Origin of the sequence: Pseudomonas abyssi, from assembly GCF_003444685.1 — a bacterium.
GTDB lineage: Bacteria > Pseudomonadota > Gammaproteobacteria > Pseudomonadales > Pseudomonadaceae > Halopseudomonas > Halopseudomonas abyssi.
Genome location: NZ_LMAZ01000001.1, coordinates 36,895 through 51,337, shown reverse-complemented (window position 1 = coordinate 51,337; position 14,443 = coordinate 36,895). Strand labels below are relative to the sequence as shown.

The window sequence follows — 14,443 nt, the reverse complement described above, 5'->3', positions numbered from 1 at the left end:
GCGCCACAGGCTCGCAGGGCCAACCGGAGCAGTACATCATGGACGCCAGCCAGCAGCTTATTCTGCTCATCCTCGCCTGCACCATTGCCCTCTTCCTCTGGGGCCGCTGGCGGCACGATATTGTTGCCCTGGCCGCGCTGCTGGCCTGCGTCGTGACCGGCCTTACCCCCGCCGCCGACGCCTTCGTCGGCTTTGGTCATCCTGCCGTCATCACCGTCGCCGCCGTGCTGATCCTCAGCAAAGGCCTGCAGACCACCGGCGCCGTCGAGGCACTGGCCCAGCGCGCACTGCCGCAACGCGGCGGGGTGCTGCTGGGGTTGGGCTTTCTGACCCTGCTCGGCGCCGCTCTGTCCGCCTTCATGAACAACGTCGGCGCCATGGCGCTGCTGATGCCGATTGCCATGCAGCTGGCCAACCGCCAGGGCGTGCCCCCCGGGCGCGTGCTTATGCCACTGGCCTTCGGCACCATTCTGGGTGGCATGACCACGCTGATCGGCACGCCGCCCAACCTGATCGTATCGGGCTTTCGCGCACAGACCGAACTCGGCCCCTACAGCATGTTCGACTTCACGCCGGTGGGCCTGGCGGTCGCGCTGGGCGGCGTGCTGCTGGCCGTGCTGGCGAGCCGCTGGCTGGTGCCCCACCGCCCGCAACCCGAGGCGGGTAGTTTTGACACCGGCACCTACCTCACCGAGGTACACATTGATGCCGACAGCAAGATCGATGGCAAGCCCCTGCGCGAGGTGGAGCAGCTGCTGGATGACGGCGATGCGCAGATTGTCGGCATGGTGCGCAACGACTTTCGCGTGATCGCACCGCTGTCCAGCCGCATCCTGCGCGCCAGCGATATTCTGGTCATCGAATCCGACCCGGAGGCATTGGGCGCGTCGCTGACACGCCTGGGCTTGAAGCTGGAAGAGGCCGTGCCGCCCGGCAACACTGAGAAAGACAAAGAAAAGGAAAACGAAGACAGCGACGAGCCTGCCGGCGAGACGACGCCGAACAGCGAGAAAGACGCAGAAGAACAGACGCCACCGGTACGCCACAGCGACGAGATCGTGTTGCAGGAAATGGTCGTCCAGCCCGGCGCCGACATCCTCGGCCGCAGTGCTTCGGACATTGCCCTGCGTACCCGCTTCGGCATCAACCTGCTGGCCATCTCGCGCCAGGGGCATCGTTCTATCCGCCGCCTGCGCTGGACCGAGGTCGAGGCCGGTGACGTTCTGTTACTGCAAGGCGATCCGGAGGCCATCGCCGGCTTTGCCAGCGAATACGGCTGCGCGCCACTGGCCCCGCGCAGCATCCTCATCCCGGACCGCCGTCTGGCGCTGACAGCGGTACTGATCATGCTCGGCTCGGTGGGCCTGGCCGCATTCGGCATTCTGCCGGCGGCCGTCGCCTTCACCGCCGGCGTACTGGGCTACATGCTGACCCGGGTGATTCCGTTGCGGCGCCTGTATGAAGCCATCGACTGGCCGATCATCGTGCTGCTCGGCGCGCTGATGCCGCTGGCCGCTGCCATGGGCGATACGGGCGCTGCCGATGTGCTGGCCCGCACTCTGCTGGAACATGTCGCCCAGGGCAGCCCGATCATCGCCCTGACCCTGATGCTGGTGGTGACCATGACCCTGTCAGACTTCATGAACAACGCCGCGACCGCAGCTGTAATGTGTCCGATTGCCCTGAGCGTCGCCAGCCAGCTCGGCGTGAATCCCGACAGCTTCCTGATGGCCGTGGCCATTGGCGCCTCCTGCGCCTTCCTGACCCCCATCGGCCACCAGAACAACACCCTGATTCTTGGCCCGGGCGGCTTCCGCTTTGGCGACTACTGGCGCCTGGGGCTCCCCATGGAGCTGCTGGTGGTCACCATCAGCATCCCCATGCTGCTGTGGGTGTGGCCGCTATAAGCGGCCACGGCCTCACTCCTCAAGGGCGCGAAAGTCTTCCTTGTAGCGCACAGCGCAGTCCGGACAGGTAAAGGTCTCGGGCAGGCTGTCCCAGGCCGTACCCGCCGGATACCCCTGATGCGGATCACCCGCTGCCTCGTCATATTCATAGCCACATTCCGGGCATTGGTAGCGCGTCATGCTGCCGCTCCCGCACCGTCCAGCGGCGCCTCACTCAGCCCATAACGCCGCATCAGTTGCTCACGCTTGGCCGGCAAAAAGTTGATGCGCTGCGGGTCATGCCCCACCGCTTCCAGCAGGCGCGGGTCCATGACCCGCTGCCACAGCGGCGGAAAGTAGGCCAGCAGGTACATGCCAAAGTAACCATTGGGCAGCCGAGGCAAATCCGGAAAATCACGTAACGACTGATAGCGCCGAGTCGGGTGAGCGTGATGATCGGAATGCCGCTGCAGGTGAAACAGCGCCCAGTTGGAGAACAGGTGATTGCTGTTCCACGAATGATGCGGCTGACAGCGCTCGTAGCGCCCGCTCGGTTCCTTGCGACGCAGCAGGCCGTAATGCTCGATGTAGTTGGCCTGGGTCAGCTGGAAGGCTCCCCAGAAGGCAATCAGCAGCATCACCGGCAGTATCTCGATACCCAGCCAGGCAATCAGCAGCGCATACAGCACCGCACTGATCATCGCCGGCTGCAGCAATTCGTTGTCGAGACTCCAGACCGACTTGCCACAGCGCTCAAGACGTTGCGCCTCCAGATCCCAGGCACGGAAAAAGGCACCGGGCATCTCGCGAAAGACAAAACGATAGATGCTTTCACCCATACGCGCGGAGGCCGGATCTTCCGGGGTGGCTACATCCCGGTGATGGCCGCGGTTGTGCTCCACAAAAAAGTGGCCATAACAGCCCAGCGCCAGCGTAATCTTGGCCAGCCAGCGCTCCAGCCCGGTCTTCTTGTGGCCCATCTCGTGCCCCAGGTTCAACCCAAAGCCCAGACTGCCGCCGGTTGCCAGTATGACCGCCAGCGTGCCGTACCAGGGCAATTCATGCAGCCCCAGAAAGGCGATATTGACGATAAAGCTGCCCCACAGAATGGGCACCAGCGCATAGGTGACATAGCGGTAGTAGGGGTCAGCTTCCAGCGCCGGCACCGCTTCCTCCGGAGGGTTGCTCAGGTCTTCACCCAGCACCCCGTCCAGCATCGGAATCACCACGTAGCCGAAAATCGTCGAGAGCCACAGCCAGAGCACATTGGGCGACACCAGCATGTACAGCAGCGGCCCGACCAAGGCCAGTCCGGGCACCATCAGGGAAAACAGCCAGAGTCTGCGCTTGCGGTCTACGTAGCCGACCAGGCCGTTATCTGCAGCAAGGTGTTGCATGGGGGCGTCCTCTTATTATTGTGTTTGAGCAGTGCGCTTGAGCTGGCGCGCCTGCTGTGGCCCATCATGCGCTGCAGTCACGACAGCGCCACCCGTTGCAAGCGGCAAATAACCGTCATATTGTGACACCACAAGCACTCAACAAGAGCTACCATGCCGTCCGAACACTACTGGCTCAGCCCAGCCGTTCACCCGATCTACGCCCGCCTGGTGCTGGCCGAACTGCGCCGTCAGGGCTACCAGGACAACCCGGCGCTCGACGTGCTGGGGCAGAACTGGGAACAGCAACTGCAGGGCAACCGGTTTCTCAACCTGGAGACGCTCTGCCATCTGCTGCAGGCCGTGATCCTGCGCACCGGCCACCCCGGTCTCGGCTTTGCTGCCGGCATGCACACCGACGTGTCCACCCACGGCCCTGGCGGCTACGCCGCCGTCACCGCTGCCACCATTGGCGAGGCCATTGAGCTGGCACAACACTACGCGCCCCTGCGCCAGCACCTGGCAACCTTTGTCGTCGAACAGCGCAACCCGCCCGTGCTGCGCCTGGACGAACACCTGGTGCCGCCGGCGGTACGCGATTACCTGCTCGGCCATTTCACCACCGGCATGCTGCGCCTGCTGGAAACGGTCAGCGGACAACCGCTGGGGCCGGAGTTGACGCTGGAATGGCCGGGCGCCAAACCTGACTGGGCGGACGCCGTCCGCGACTACGCCGCCAACTGGGTGTTCGACAGCGACGCACTGCGCCTGCACCTGCCAGGCGGCCTGCTGGAGCAACCCTGCCTCGGTGCTGACGCCGAACTGCACCGGCAGGCGCTGCGTGACTGCGAGCATCAGCTGCAACATCAGCATAGCGGTGGCGATCTGAGTCAGCGCATCAAGCAGCGGCTGCTGCAGTGTGAATACCACTACCCGACGCTGGCGCAAATGGCAGCACAGGAGCATCTCACCGCACGCACGCTGATTCGTCACCTCGCCAGCGAGGGCGTGCGCTATCAGCAGATTCTGGATCAGGTACGCAGCGAGCAGGCCTGCTGGCTGCTGGAACATACCGAGTTGAGTATGGAAGTGATCGCCGAACGGCTTGGCTATCAGGACACCAGCAATTTCAGTCGCACCTTCCGGCGCTGGCTGGGTTGCCCGCCACGCAGCTATCGCCAGCGCGTGACGGGCGGCTGATCAGTTGGCCGGCACCACCCGCAGCAGTTGCCCGCTGGGGCTGTCGGTCAACAGATAGACGGCGCCATCGGGGCCAGTGCGCACATCACGGAAACGTTGACCCAGCTCGGTAAACAGCGACTCTTGCTCGCCGGCCGTATCGCCATTCAGCTCAACACGACGCACTTCCTTGCCGGCCAGCGCCGACACCAGCAGGCTACCCTGCCACTCGGGGAACAGCTCGCCCTGATACAGGGTCATGCCGGACGGCGCGATGGACGGATCCCAGTAGACCAGCGGTTGCTCCAAACCGGGCAGCTCGGTATAGGGCGAGATCTGCGAGCCGTTGTAGTCAATGCCGTAGGTGATCTTCGGCCAGCCGTAGTTCTTGCCGGCCTCGATCAGGTTGATCTCGTCTCCGCCGCGTGGGCCGTGCTCGTGACTGAACACGCGCCCGGCGTCGTCGACCAGAATGCCTTGCACGTTGCGATGGCCAATGCTGTACAGCTCGGGCATGGCATCTGCCTGACCAACGAAGGGGTTGTCCTCTGGCGCCGAACCGTCGCGATTGAGGCGCACGATGCTGCCCAGGTGGTTAGCGGTGTTCTGCGCCTGTTCGCGGTAGTCAAAGCCGTCGCCCAGGGTCAGGAGCAAGGTGTTGTCCGGCAAAAAGGCAATGCGTCCGCCATAGTGGGCGCTGCCCTTCTTGGCCGGCTGTACGCGAAAGATTTCATGCGCGTTTTCCAGCGTCTCGCCGTTAAAGGTCGCCGCCGCCAGGCAGGTGTGGTTGGCCTCGCGGGTGCCGCAGCTGTAGCTGAGGAACAGCTCGCCGGACTCGGCAAAATCCGGCGCCAGCGCGACCTCCATCAAACCGCTCTGACCGTTGACGAAGGCCTCCGGCACGCCCGCAACCGGCTCGGCGCGCAACTGATCTGCGGCATCAATCAGTCGCAGCTGGCCACTGCGCTCGGTGACCAGCATGCCGCCGTCCGGCAGAAAGGCCAGCGACCAGGGATTGGACAGGCCGTCAGCCAGGGTTTCAACCTGATAATCGGCTGCCGTGGCAGCACCGGCACAGAGCACCAGCGAGGTACCCAGCAAAGCAAACTTGTTCATTGCCCTTCTCCTTGCACAATCAACCGAGCACACGCAGACCGCGCCGCGCCTTGGGTTTGGTCAAGCGGCCAAACAGTGCGCTGCCCAGGCCGACGGCCGCCATCAATGACAGCAGACCGGGCGTCTCGCGGGTGGCAGCGATAAAGGTTGGCATCGGCAGCAGGTAATTGGCCAGCGCACAGGCGGCCCAGATGCCGACAAAACCGGCGAGAAAATACAGCAACCAACGCCAGGGCTTGAAGATACGCCCCAGTGCTTCGGCCAGCGGCAGCGCCAGCAACAGGCAGGCAGCCACCATCAGGGCCAGAAAGGGGCTGAAAAAGCGTAGGTCGTGCAGACTGGTGTGCAGCCGGGTCGACGCATCGACCGGCACATCCAGGGCCTGCAGTGCGGCCAGATTGAATTGGGTCTGTACCAGGCTGCCCAGCAGGGTCGCCACCAGCACAGCCAGCAGATAAAGGAAGACGATCCGCAGCACGGTCATCACTTTCATTGTCGTTATCCTGTTACGCGGTGCGAGCACTCAGCTCGCGTCAGAACCATCGGGCAGGGTCGGCAGATTGCGTAATGCCTGCTCGTAGGCGGGGGTATCAAAGGGAGCATCCTCTTCCAGCATGCGGTTGATGCTGTAGGCCAACACCTGAGCCATCAGGTCGAGGCTGTCCTCGCGTGCATAGCCGACCAGCGTCAGCTTGTTCAGTGTCGCCTGCGCTGCGGGCGGCTCACCCGCAGCCAGCTGGTTTTCAATCGCCTCGACCAGTCGGGCCTCGGCAAAGGACTCGTCGTCCTGTTCGTCCTGATTACTCATCGCATTGATCCTGTCGCAAAAAGGGCGGCTGTCGCCGCCCTCTGACCTGCTTAGTTGACCTTGGGGTCCAGCTCGCCACGGGCGTAGCGCTCGAACATGTCGTCCAGCGAGATCGGTTTGATCTTGGACGCATTGCCGGCAGTACCGAAGGCTTCGTAGCGGGCAATGCAGACGTCGCGCATGGCATCGACGGTCTTGGCCAGATACTTGCGCGGATCAAACTCGCTGGGGTTCTGCGCCAGGAAGCGACGTACCGCACCGGTCGAAGCCAGACGCAGGTCGGTGTCGATATTGACCTTGCGCACGCCGTACTTGATGCCCTCGACGATTTCTTCAACCGGCACGCCGTAGGTCTCCGGAATCTCGCCACCAAACTCGTTGATGATCGCCAGCCACTCCTGCGGCACAGAGGAAGAACCGTGCATGACCAGATGGGTATCCGGGATGCGCGCGTGAATTTCCTTGATGCGCTGGATCGACAGGGTGTCGCCTGTCGGCGGCTTGGTGAACTTGTAGGCGCCATGGCTGGTGCCGATGGCAATCGCCAGGGCATCCACACCGGTCTGCTTGACGAAGTCGGCAGCTTCTTCCGGGTCGGTCAGCAGCTGGCTGTGATCCAGTACACCTTCGGCGCCGATGCCGTCCTCTTCACCGGCCATGCCGGTTTCCAGACTACCCAGGCAGCCCAGCTCACCCTCGACGGACACACCGCAAGCGTGGGCCATTTCAACGGTGCGACGGGTAACGTCGACGTTGTATTCGTAGCTGGTCGGGGTCTTGCCGTCTGTACCCAGGGAACCGTCCATCATCACCGAGGAGAACCCCAGCTGAATGGAGCGCTGGCACACCGCCGGGCTGGTGCCGTGATCCTGGTGCATGCACACCGGAATGTGCGGAAACTCTTCGATAGCCGCCAGAATCAGATGACGCAGGAAAGGCGCGCCGGCGTATTTGCGGGCACCGGCAGAGGCCTGCACGATCACCGGGGAATCGGTCTTGTCGGCCGCTTCCATGATGGCGCGCATCTGCTCCAGGTTGTTGACGTTGAAAGCGGGTACGCCGTAACCGTATTCGGCGGCGTGGTCGAGCATCTGGCGCAGGCTGATAAGAGCCATAATCAATCTCTCCGTTAAAAAAGTCGTTGCGGCAAGCGACAAGCCCCAAGCGGCAAGCTGTCCGGGCGATCCCGACAGTCTACCCGCCTGAGCTGAGGCTGGTCACCCCTTGCCGCTTGAAGCTTGAAGCTTGAAGCTTGCAGCTGCGCTTAGCGCGCACGCTGCTCCAGAATCTCAACAGCCGGCAGCACTTTGCCCTCGACAAACTCGAGGAAGGCGCCACCACCGGTGGAAATGTAGGAAATCTGCTCGGCGACGCCGTACTTGTCGATCGCAGCCAGGGTGTCGCCACCGCCAGCAATCGAGAATCCCTCACCGGCAGCGATGGCCTGCGCCAGCGCCTTGGTGCCTTCACCAAACTGGTCAAACTCAAACACACCAACCGGGCCATTCCAGAGGATGGTGCCGGAGGCTTTGAGCATCTCGCCAAACTGCGCCGCAGTCTGCGGGCCGATGTCGAGAATCATCTCGTCTTCCGCCACGTCGGCTACCGCCTTGATGGTGGCAGTAGCTGTTTCGGCAAACTCCTTGGCGACCACCACGTCAACCGGCAGCGGCACACTGACCTTGGCGGCAATCGCTTTGGCGGTGTCGACCAGATCAGCCTCGTAAAGCGACTTGCCAACCGGGTAACCGGCCGCCGCCAGGAAGGTGTTGGCGATACCGCCGCCAACGATCAGCTGGTCACACTTCTCGGACAGCGCGTTCAGCACATCCAGCTTGGTCGAGACCTTGGAGCCGGCAACGATGGCCAGCATCGGGCGAGCAGGCTTGTCCAGTGCCTTGGCCAGCGCGTCCAGCTCGGCGGCCAGCAGCGGGCCGGCGCAGGCGACCGTGGCGAACTTGGCCACGCCGTGGGTCGAGCCCTGGGCGCGGTGGGCGGTGCCGAAGGCGTCCATCACGAACACGTCGCACAGCGCCGCGTACTGCTGGGCCAGCTCGTCGGCGTTCTTCTTTTCGCCCTTGTTGAAACGCACGTTTTCCAGCAGCACCAGCTCGCCCGGCTGGACCTCGACGCCGCCGAGATAGTCGCGCACCAGCGGCACGTCACGGCCCAGCGCTTCGCTCAGGTAAGCGGCGACCGGTGCCAGGCTGTTCTCTTCGCTGAACACGCCCTCTTCCGGACGGCCCAGATGCGAGCAGACCATCACGGCGGCGCCCTTCTCCAGTGCCAGCTTGATGGTGGGCAGGGAAGCAACGATACGCGCATCGCTGGTCACCTTGCCGTTCTTGACCGGCACGTTGAGGTCTTCACGAATCAGTACTCGCTGGCCCTTGAGGTCCAGCTCGCTCATGGTCAATACGGTCATAGCCCGCTCCTTGCTTGGTAAGTGTGTCAATCTTTTCGGCGCCGCCGCAGCCTGCGGCCACGCCACCTGTATTCAGTTCGACGGCTGCTCCAGCCAATAGCGCGCCACATCCAGCATGCGGTTGGCGAAACCCCACTCGTTATCAAACCAGACCAGCAGGTTCACCAGCCGCGGCCCGGAGACGCGGGTCTGACTGCCATCGACAATCGCCGAGTGCGGATCGTGGTTGAAGTCACAGCTGGCATGCGGCAGCTCGGTGTAATCCAGCAGCCCGGCGTACTGCCCGTCGGCTGCTGCACGAAGCAGTTGGTTGATTTCCTCGGCGCTGGTGTCACGCGCCACCTGCAGGGTGATATCCAGCGCCGACACATTCACTGTCGGTACGCGGATAGCCTTGGCCTGAATACGCCCGCCCAGCTCCGGCAGCAGGCGTTCGATACCGCGCGCCAGGCCGGTCGAGACCGGAATCATCGACTGGAACGCCGAGCGCGTGCGGCGCAGGTCAGCGTGGTGGTAGGCATCGATCACCGGCTGGTCGTTCATCGCCGAGTGAATGGTAGTAATAGAGACGTACTCCAGCCCCACCGCCTCGTTCAGCAGTTTGAGCAGCGGCACACTGCAGTTGGTGGTGCAGGACGCGTTGGACACCAGTCGCGCATCAGTCGGCAGGCTGGCGTGATTGACGCCATACACCAGCGTGGCATCCACCGCCTCTTCGCTGACCATAGGCTGGGAGAACAACACCCGCGGCACGCCGGCATGCACAAAGCGCAGGCCCTGTTCGCGGGTGGTGTACTGACCGGAGCACTCCAGCAGCAGGTCGATATCCAGCGCACGCCAGTCAACGCCCTCGGGCTCAGCCGAGCGCAGCACCTCAATGGGCTGGCCGTTGATCAGCAACTGCTCGCCCTGCAGCTGTACCTGCCCGGGAAAGCGACCGTGAGTCGAATCAAAACGGGTCAGGTACTCGATGCTCTCGCGGTCGGCCAGATCATTCAACGCCACCACCTGCACGTCCAGATCACCTCGCTCGTGCAGCGCGCGCAGCACGCAGCGACCGATCCGGCCGTAGCCGTTCAGGGCGATTCTATAGGGACGCGGGTGGGACATAACAGCAGGCTCCGCCTGGCTGCAAGCTGCAGGCTACAAGCTGCAAGCAGGCCGAGCGCCGCTTGCAGCTTGAGGCTTGAGGCTTGCCGCTGGTTTAGTCTTCCAACAACTCTTGCGCGGCGGCGAGCACGTTGTCGAGGGTGAAACCGAACTCCTCAAACAGCGCCGCAGCCGGGGCGGACTCGCCGAAGCTCTGCATGCCGATGATGCGGCCGTCGAGGCCGACGTACTTGTACCAGAAGTCGGCGTGGGAGGCTTCGATGGCGATGCGTGCACCGACTTCCAGCGGCAGGACCGACTGTTTGTAGGCGGCATCCTGCTGGTCGAACACGCTGGTCGACGGCATGGACACCGCGCGTACCTTGTGGCCCTGCTCGTTCAGTGCAGTCCAGGCGTTAACCGCCAGACCGACTTCGGAACCGGTGGCGATCAGGATCAGCTCGGGCTCGCCGTCACAATCCTTCAGCACGTAACCACCACGGGCAACATTGGCCAGTTGCTCGGCATCACGGCTCTGGTGCGGCAGGTTCTGACGCGAGAACACCAAGGCGCTCGGGCCATCAGCACGCTCCAGCGCGTACTTCCAGGCAATCGCCGACTCAACGGCGTCAGCCGGGCGCCAGGTATCGAGATTCGGCGTGCCACGCAGGCTGGCCAGTTGCTCGATCGGCTGGTGGGTCGGGCCGTCTTCGCCCAGACCGATGGAGTCGTGGGTGTAGACGTGGATCACGCGCTGCTTCATCAGGGCCGACATGCGCACCGCGTTACGGGCGTACTCCATAAAGATCAGGAAGGTCGCGCCGTAGGGCACGAAGCCGCCGTGCAGGGCGATACCGTTCATGATCGCGGTCATGCCGAATTCGCGCACGCCGTAGAACAGGTAGTTGCCCGAGGCATCCGCAGCCTCTACGCCCTTGCAGCCCTTCCACAGAGTCAGGTTGGAACCGGCCAGGTCAGCGGAGCCGCCGAGCATTTCCGGCAGCAGCGGGCCGAAGGCGTTCAGGGTGTTCTGGCTGGCCTTGCGGCTGGCGATGGTTTCTTCCTTGGCGACCACCTCGGCGATGTAGGCATCGGCCTTTTCGCTGAAGTCGGCCGGCAGGTCACCTGCCAGACGGCGCTGCAGCTCGGCAGCCAGCTCGGGGAAGGCGGCCTGATAGGCGGCAAACTTGTCATTCCAGGCGGCTTCTGCCTTGGCGCCGGCTTCATGAGCATCCCACTCGGCCTTGATATCAGCCGGAATCTCGAACGCAGCGTGCGGCCAGTTCAGCGCTTCACGGGTAGCGGCGATTTCCGCCTCGCCCAGCGCGGCGCCGTGACACTCTTCCTTGCCCTGCTTGTTCGGCGAACCGAAACCGATGATGGTCTTGCAGCAGATCAGGGTCGGCTGCTCGGAGTTCTTGCGTGCAGTCTCAATGGCGGTCTTGATCTCGTCGGCATCGTGGCCGTCGACATTGCGGATAACCTGCCAGCCGTAGGACTCGAAACGCTTGGGCGTGTCATCGGTGAACCAGCCTTCGACTTCGCCGTCGATGGAGATGCCGTTGTCGTCATAGAAGGCAACCAGCTTGCCCAGGCCCAGAGTGCCTGCCAGCGAAGACACTTCATGGGAAATGCCTTCCATCATGCAGCCGTCGCCGAGGAAAACATAAGTGTTGTGGTCAACCACCTCATGGCCTTCGCGGTTGAACTGCGCGGCCAGCACCTTCTCGGCAATGGCCATGCCCACGGCATTGGCAAGCCCCTGCCCCAGCGGGCCGGTGGTGGTTTCAACGCCCGGGGTGTAACCGTATTCCGGGTGGCCTGGCGTTTTGCTGTGCAGCTGACGGAAGTTCTTGATGTCGTCAATGCTGACGTCGTAGCCGGTCAGGTGCAGCAGCGAGTAGATCAGCATCGAGCCGTGACCGTTGGACAGCACGAAGCGGTCGCGGTCGGCAAAGTTCGGGTTGGCCGGGTTGTGCTTCAGATAGTCACGCCACAGGACTTCGGCGATATCCGCCATACCCATGGGCGCACCGGGGTGGCCGCTGTTGGCTTTCTGCACGGCATCCATGCTGAGGGCACGAATGGCATTGGCACGGTCACGACGACTGGGCATGAACAACTCCTGTGGCTTGCAAGGCGTGGGCTTTCAGTCGGCAAAGCGACTGGCCGGGAAAAAGAGGCGGGCATTTTCGCGCAATCCGCCGTCCCCGGCAACGAAAACCCCGTTTCAGCTGCGCTTATCCCCTCCTCGCCAGACGAACGGACATACCTATATCAAAGTATTTTGATATAGCCGTTGCGACACCGGCCGTTCGCTACTACACTGCGCCGCATGAACCAGATTGCGCGCATTCCCGCCGCCAAACCCAGTCAGACCGAGGACCTCGCCGCCTTTTGCAAGGCAGCGGGCGATGCGCTGCGGCTGGACATCCTGCGCGTGCTGCGCAGCGATTCCTTTGGCGTACTGGAGTTGGCGCAGATCTTCGACATGCGCCAATCCGGCATGAGCCACCACCTCAAGGTGCTGGCTAACGCGGGCCTGGTCAGCACCCGGCGCGAAGGCAACTCGATCTTCTATCGCCGCAGCCTGCCGGTCAGCGAGCAGCCATGGCATCGCCTGCACAGCCAACTGCTGAGCGAGCTCGACAACCAGCCCGATGACGCCCAACTGCAGCAGGCCATCGCCGCAGTACATGCCCAGCGCGCCGAGCTGTCACGCCAGTTCTTTGCCCGCTTTGCCGATGGCACCCCGGCGCAGCAGGACCTGATTGCCCACTTCGGCATCTACCGCGAGCCACTGCTGAGCCTGATCGACGCCCTGCCGCTGCCCGCCACGCAGCTGGCCATCGAAATCGGCCCGGGCGAAGGCGGCTTTCTACCGAGCCTGGCCAGCCGTTTCCAGCGAGTCATCGCGCTCGACAATGCCGACGCCATGCTCGAGCGCGCGCGCCAGCAATGCAAAGAAGCAGGCCTGACCAACGTCGACTGCCTGCTGGCCGATGCCCTGCAGCCCCAGCAACTGCCTGCTGCCGACTGCGTGGTCTGCAACATGGTGCTGCACCACATGCCGGCGCCCGCCGAAGCGCTCAAACGTTTTGCCGCACTGCTCAAACCCGGTGGCAGCCTGGTGCTGACCGAGCTGTGCAGCCATGACCAGAGCTGGGTACGCGACAGCTGCGGCGATCTCTGGCTAGGCTTTGACCAGGAAGATATTGCCCGCTGGGCCGAGGCGGCCGGACTGCGTCCGGGCAACAGCCAGTACATCGGCCTGCGTAACGGCTTTCAGCTGCAACTGCTGCAGCTGGCCAAACCCGATTCCCTTTCTCCCGAGGACAGGAAAGACCCATGAGCGATTATTCGATTTTCACCTCTGAATCCGTGTCCGAAGGCCATCCGGACAAACTGGCCGACCAGATTTCCGACGCGGTGCTGGACGCCATTCTGGCTGAAGACAAGTTCGCCCGCGTGGCCTGCGAAACCATGGTCAAGACCGGTGTGGCCATCGTCGGCGGTGAAATCACCACCAGCGCCTGGGTCGATCTGGAAGATCTGGTACGCAGCGTCATCAAGGATATTGGCTACACCTCTTCCGAGGTCGGCTACGACGCCGACACCTGCGGCGTGATCAACATCATCGGCAAGCAGTCGCCGGACATCGCCCAGGGCGTTGACCGCCAGAAGCCGGAAGATCAGGGCGCCGGCGACCAGGGTCTGATGTTCGGCTACGCCAGCAACGAAACCGACGTACTGATGCCGGCGCCGATCACCTTCGCGCACCGTCTGGTCGAGCGCCAGGCCGAAGCGCGCAAGAACGGTACCCTCGCCTGGCTGCGCCCGGACGCCAAGTCCCAGGTTACCTGCCGCTACGAAAACGGCATTGTCACCGGTATCGACGCCATCGTGCTGTCGACTCAGCACAACCCGGACATCAGCCAGGCGGATCTGCGCGAAGCGGTGATGGAGGAGATCGTCAAAAAGGTGATCCCGGCCGAGCTGCTGCACGCCGACACCCAGTACCACATCAACCCGACCGGCAAGTTCGTCATCGGTGGCCCGGTGGGCGACTGCGGCCTGACTGGCCGCAAGATCATCGTCGACACCTACGGCGGCATGGCGCGCCACGGTGGCGGCGCATTCTCCGGCAAAGACCCGTCCAAGGTTGACCGCAGCGCCGCCTATGCCGGCCGCTACGTCGCCAAGAACATCGTGGCTGCCGGCCTGGCCGACAAGTGCGAGATTCAGGTGTCCTACGCCATCGGCGTGGCGCAGCCGACCTCGGTGTCGATCAACACCTTCGGCACCGGCAAGATCAGCGACGAGAAAATCATCCAGCTGGTCCGTCAGCACTTCGATCTGCGCCCGTACGCGATCACCCGCATGCTCGACCTGCTGCACCCGATGTACCGCGCAACCGCCGCGTACGGCCACTTCGGCCGCAACCCGTTCGAGATGACCGTCAAGGGTGACACCTTCACCGCCTTCCCGTGGGAGAAAACAGACAAGGCCGACGCGCTGCGCGCGGACGCCTGAGGCGGAGCGGCAAGCGGCAAGCGGCAAGCGG

At 63.4% G+C, this 14,443-nt stretch carries 13 protein-coding genes; 4 read left to right on the top strand and 9 right to left on the bottom strand.

The genetic code is table 11. The features are described from left to right. Nucleotides 1–38 precede the first annotated feature (38 nt). The gene (locus tag ASB58_RS00245) at nt 39–1,907 is read left to right on the top strand and encodes an SLC13 family permease (protein WP_118128935.1); all 1,869 of its coding nucleotides are present in this window, start codon (nt 39–41) and stop codon (nt 1,905–1,907) included. A gap of 12 nt (nt 1,908–1,919) precedes the next feature. Here the strand turns inward: ASB58_RS00245 and ASB58_RS00240 are convergent, their stop codons facing one another. Then, nucleotides 1,920–2,087: a rubredoxin gene (locus ASB58_RS00240; RefSeq protein WP_096003774.1), complete on the bottom strand. Its 168-nt coding sequence runs from the start codon at nt 2,085–2,087 to the stop codon at nt 1,920–1,922. Beyond that, nucleotides 2,084–3,283 (bottom strand): alkane 1-monooxygenase, encoded by a 1,200-nt coding sequence (locus ASB58_RS00235; RefSeq protein WP_118128934.1) that lies wholly within the window; start codon nt 3,281–3,283, stop codon nt 2,084–2,086. Before ASB58_RS00235 ends, ASB58_RS00240 begins: the two co-directional genes overlap by 4 nt. 153 nt (nt 3,284–3,436) lie before the next feature. Here ASB58_RS00235 and ASB58_RS00230 point away from each other — a divergent pair, with 153 nt between their 5' ends. Beyond that, nucleotides 3,437–4,462 (top strand): helix-turn-helix transcriptional regulator, encoded by a 1,026-nt coding sequence (locus ASB58_RS00230; RefSeq protein WP_118128933.1) that lies wholly within the window; start codon nt 3,437–3,439, stop codon nt 4,460–4,462. On the opposite strand, the gene ASB58_RS00225 is transcribed toward ASB58_RS00230, so the two are convergent. The 7 genes from ASB58_RS00225 to tkt form a co-directional block, all read right to left on the bottom strand. Beyond that, a complete protein-coding gene (locus tag ASB58_RS00225; RefSeq protein ID WP_118128932.1) occupies nt 4,463–5,557 on the bottom strand; it encodes a PQQ-dependent sugar dehydrogenase in 1,095 nt (364 codons plus the stop codon). A 19-nt stretch (nt 5,558–5,576) separates the two neighbouring features. Further along, nucleotides 5,577–6,050, bottom strand: coding sequence for a hypothetical protein (locus ASB58_RS00220; RefSeq protein ID WP_235827143.1), 474 nt, complete (start codon nt 6,048–6,050; stop codon nt 5,577–5,579). Nucleotides 6,051–6,080: 30 nt separating this feature from the next. Next, on the bottom strand, nt 6,081–6,365 hold the full coding sequence (locus ASB58_RS00215; protein ID WP_118128931.1) for a hypothetical protein: 285 nt from the start codon (nt 6,363–6,365) through the stop codon (nt 6,081–6,083). Between the two features lie 50 nt (nt 6,366–6,415). Beyond that, on the bottom strand, nt 6,416–7,480 hold the full coding sequence (fba, locus tag ASB58_RS00210; protein WP_096003769.1) for a class II fructose-bisphosphate aldolase: 1,065 nt from the start codon (nt 7,478–7,480) through the stop codon (nt 6,416–6,418). Nucleotides 7,481–7,629: 149 nt separating this feature from the next. Further along, entirely contained in the window at nt 7,630–8,790 is a 1,161-nt protein-coding gene (locus ASB58_RS00205) for a phosphoglycerate kinase (RefSeq protein ID WP_118128930.1), read from the bottom strand. A gap of 72 nt (nt 8,791–8,862) precedes the next feature. Next, nucleotides 8,863–9,900 carry an erythrose-4-phosphate dehydrogenase gene (gene epd, locus ASB58_RS00200; protein WP_118128929.1) on the bottom strand — a complete coding sequence of 346 codons (1,038 nt, stop codon included), beginning with the start codon at nt 9,898–9,900 and terminating at the stop codon, nt 8,863–8,865. A gap of 94 nt (nt 9,901–9,994) precedes the next feature. Beyond that, nucleotides 9,995–11,995: a transketolase gene (tkt, locus tag ASB58_RS00195; RefSeq protein WP_118128928.1), complete on the bottom strand. Its 2,001-nt coding sequence runs from the start codon at nt 11,993–11,995 to the stop codon at nt 9,995–9,997. 219 nt (nt 11,996–12,214) lie between these two features. On the opposite strand from tkt, the gene ASB58_RS00190 reads away from it, so the two are divergent. Continuing rightward, nucleotides 12,215–13,231 (top strand): ArsR/SmtB family transcription factor, encoded by a 1,017-nt coding sequence (locus ASB58_RS00190; protein WP_096003765.1) that lies wholly within the window; start codon nt 12,215–12,217, stop codon nt 13,229–13,231. Continuing rightward, nucleotides 13,228–14,412 (top strand): methionine adenosyltransferase, encoded by a 1,185-nt coding sequence (gene metK / locus ASB58_RS00185; RefSeq protein WP_118128927.1) that lies wholly within the window; start codon nt 13,228–13,230, stop codon nt 14,410–14,412. Before ASB58_RS00190 ends, metK begins: the two co-directional genes overlap by 4 nt. Nucleotides 14,413–14,443 lie beyond the last annotated feature (31 nt).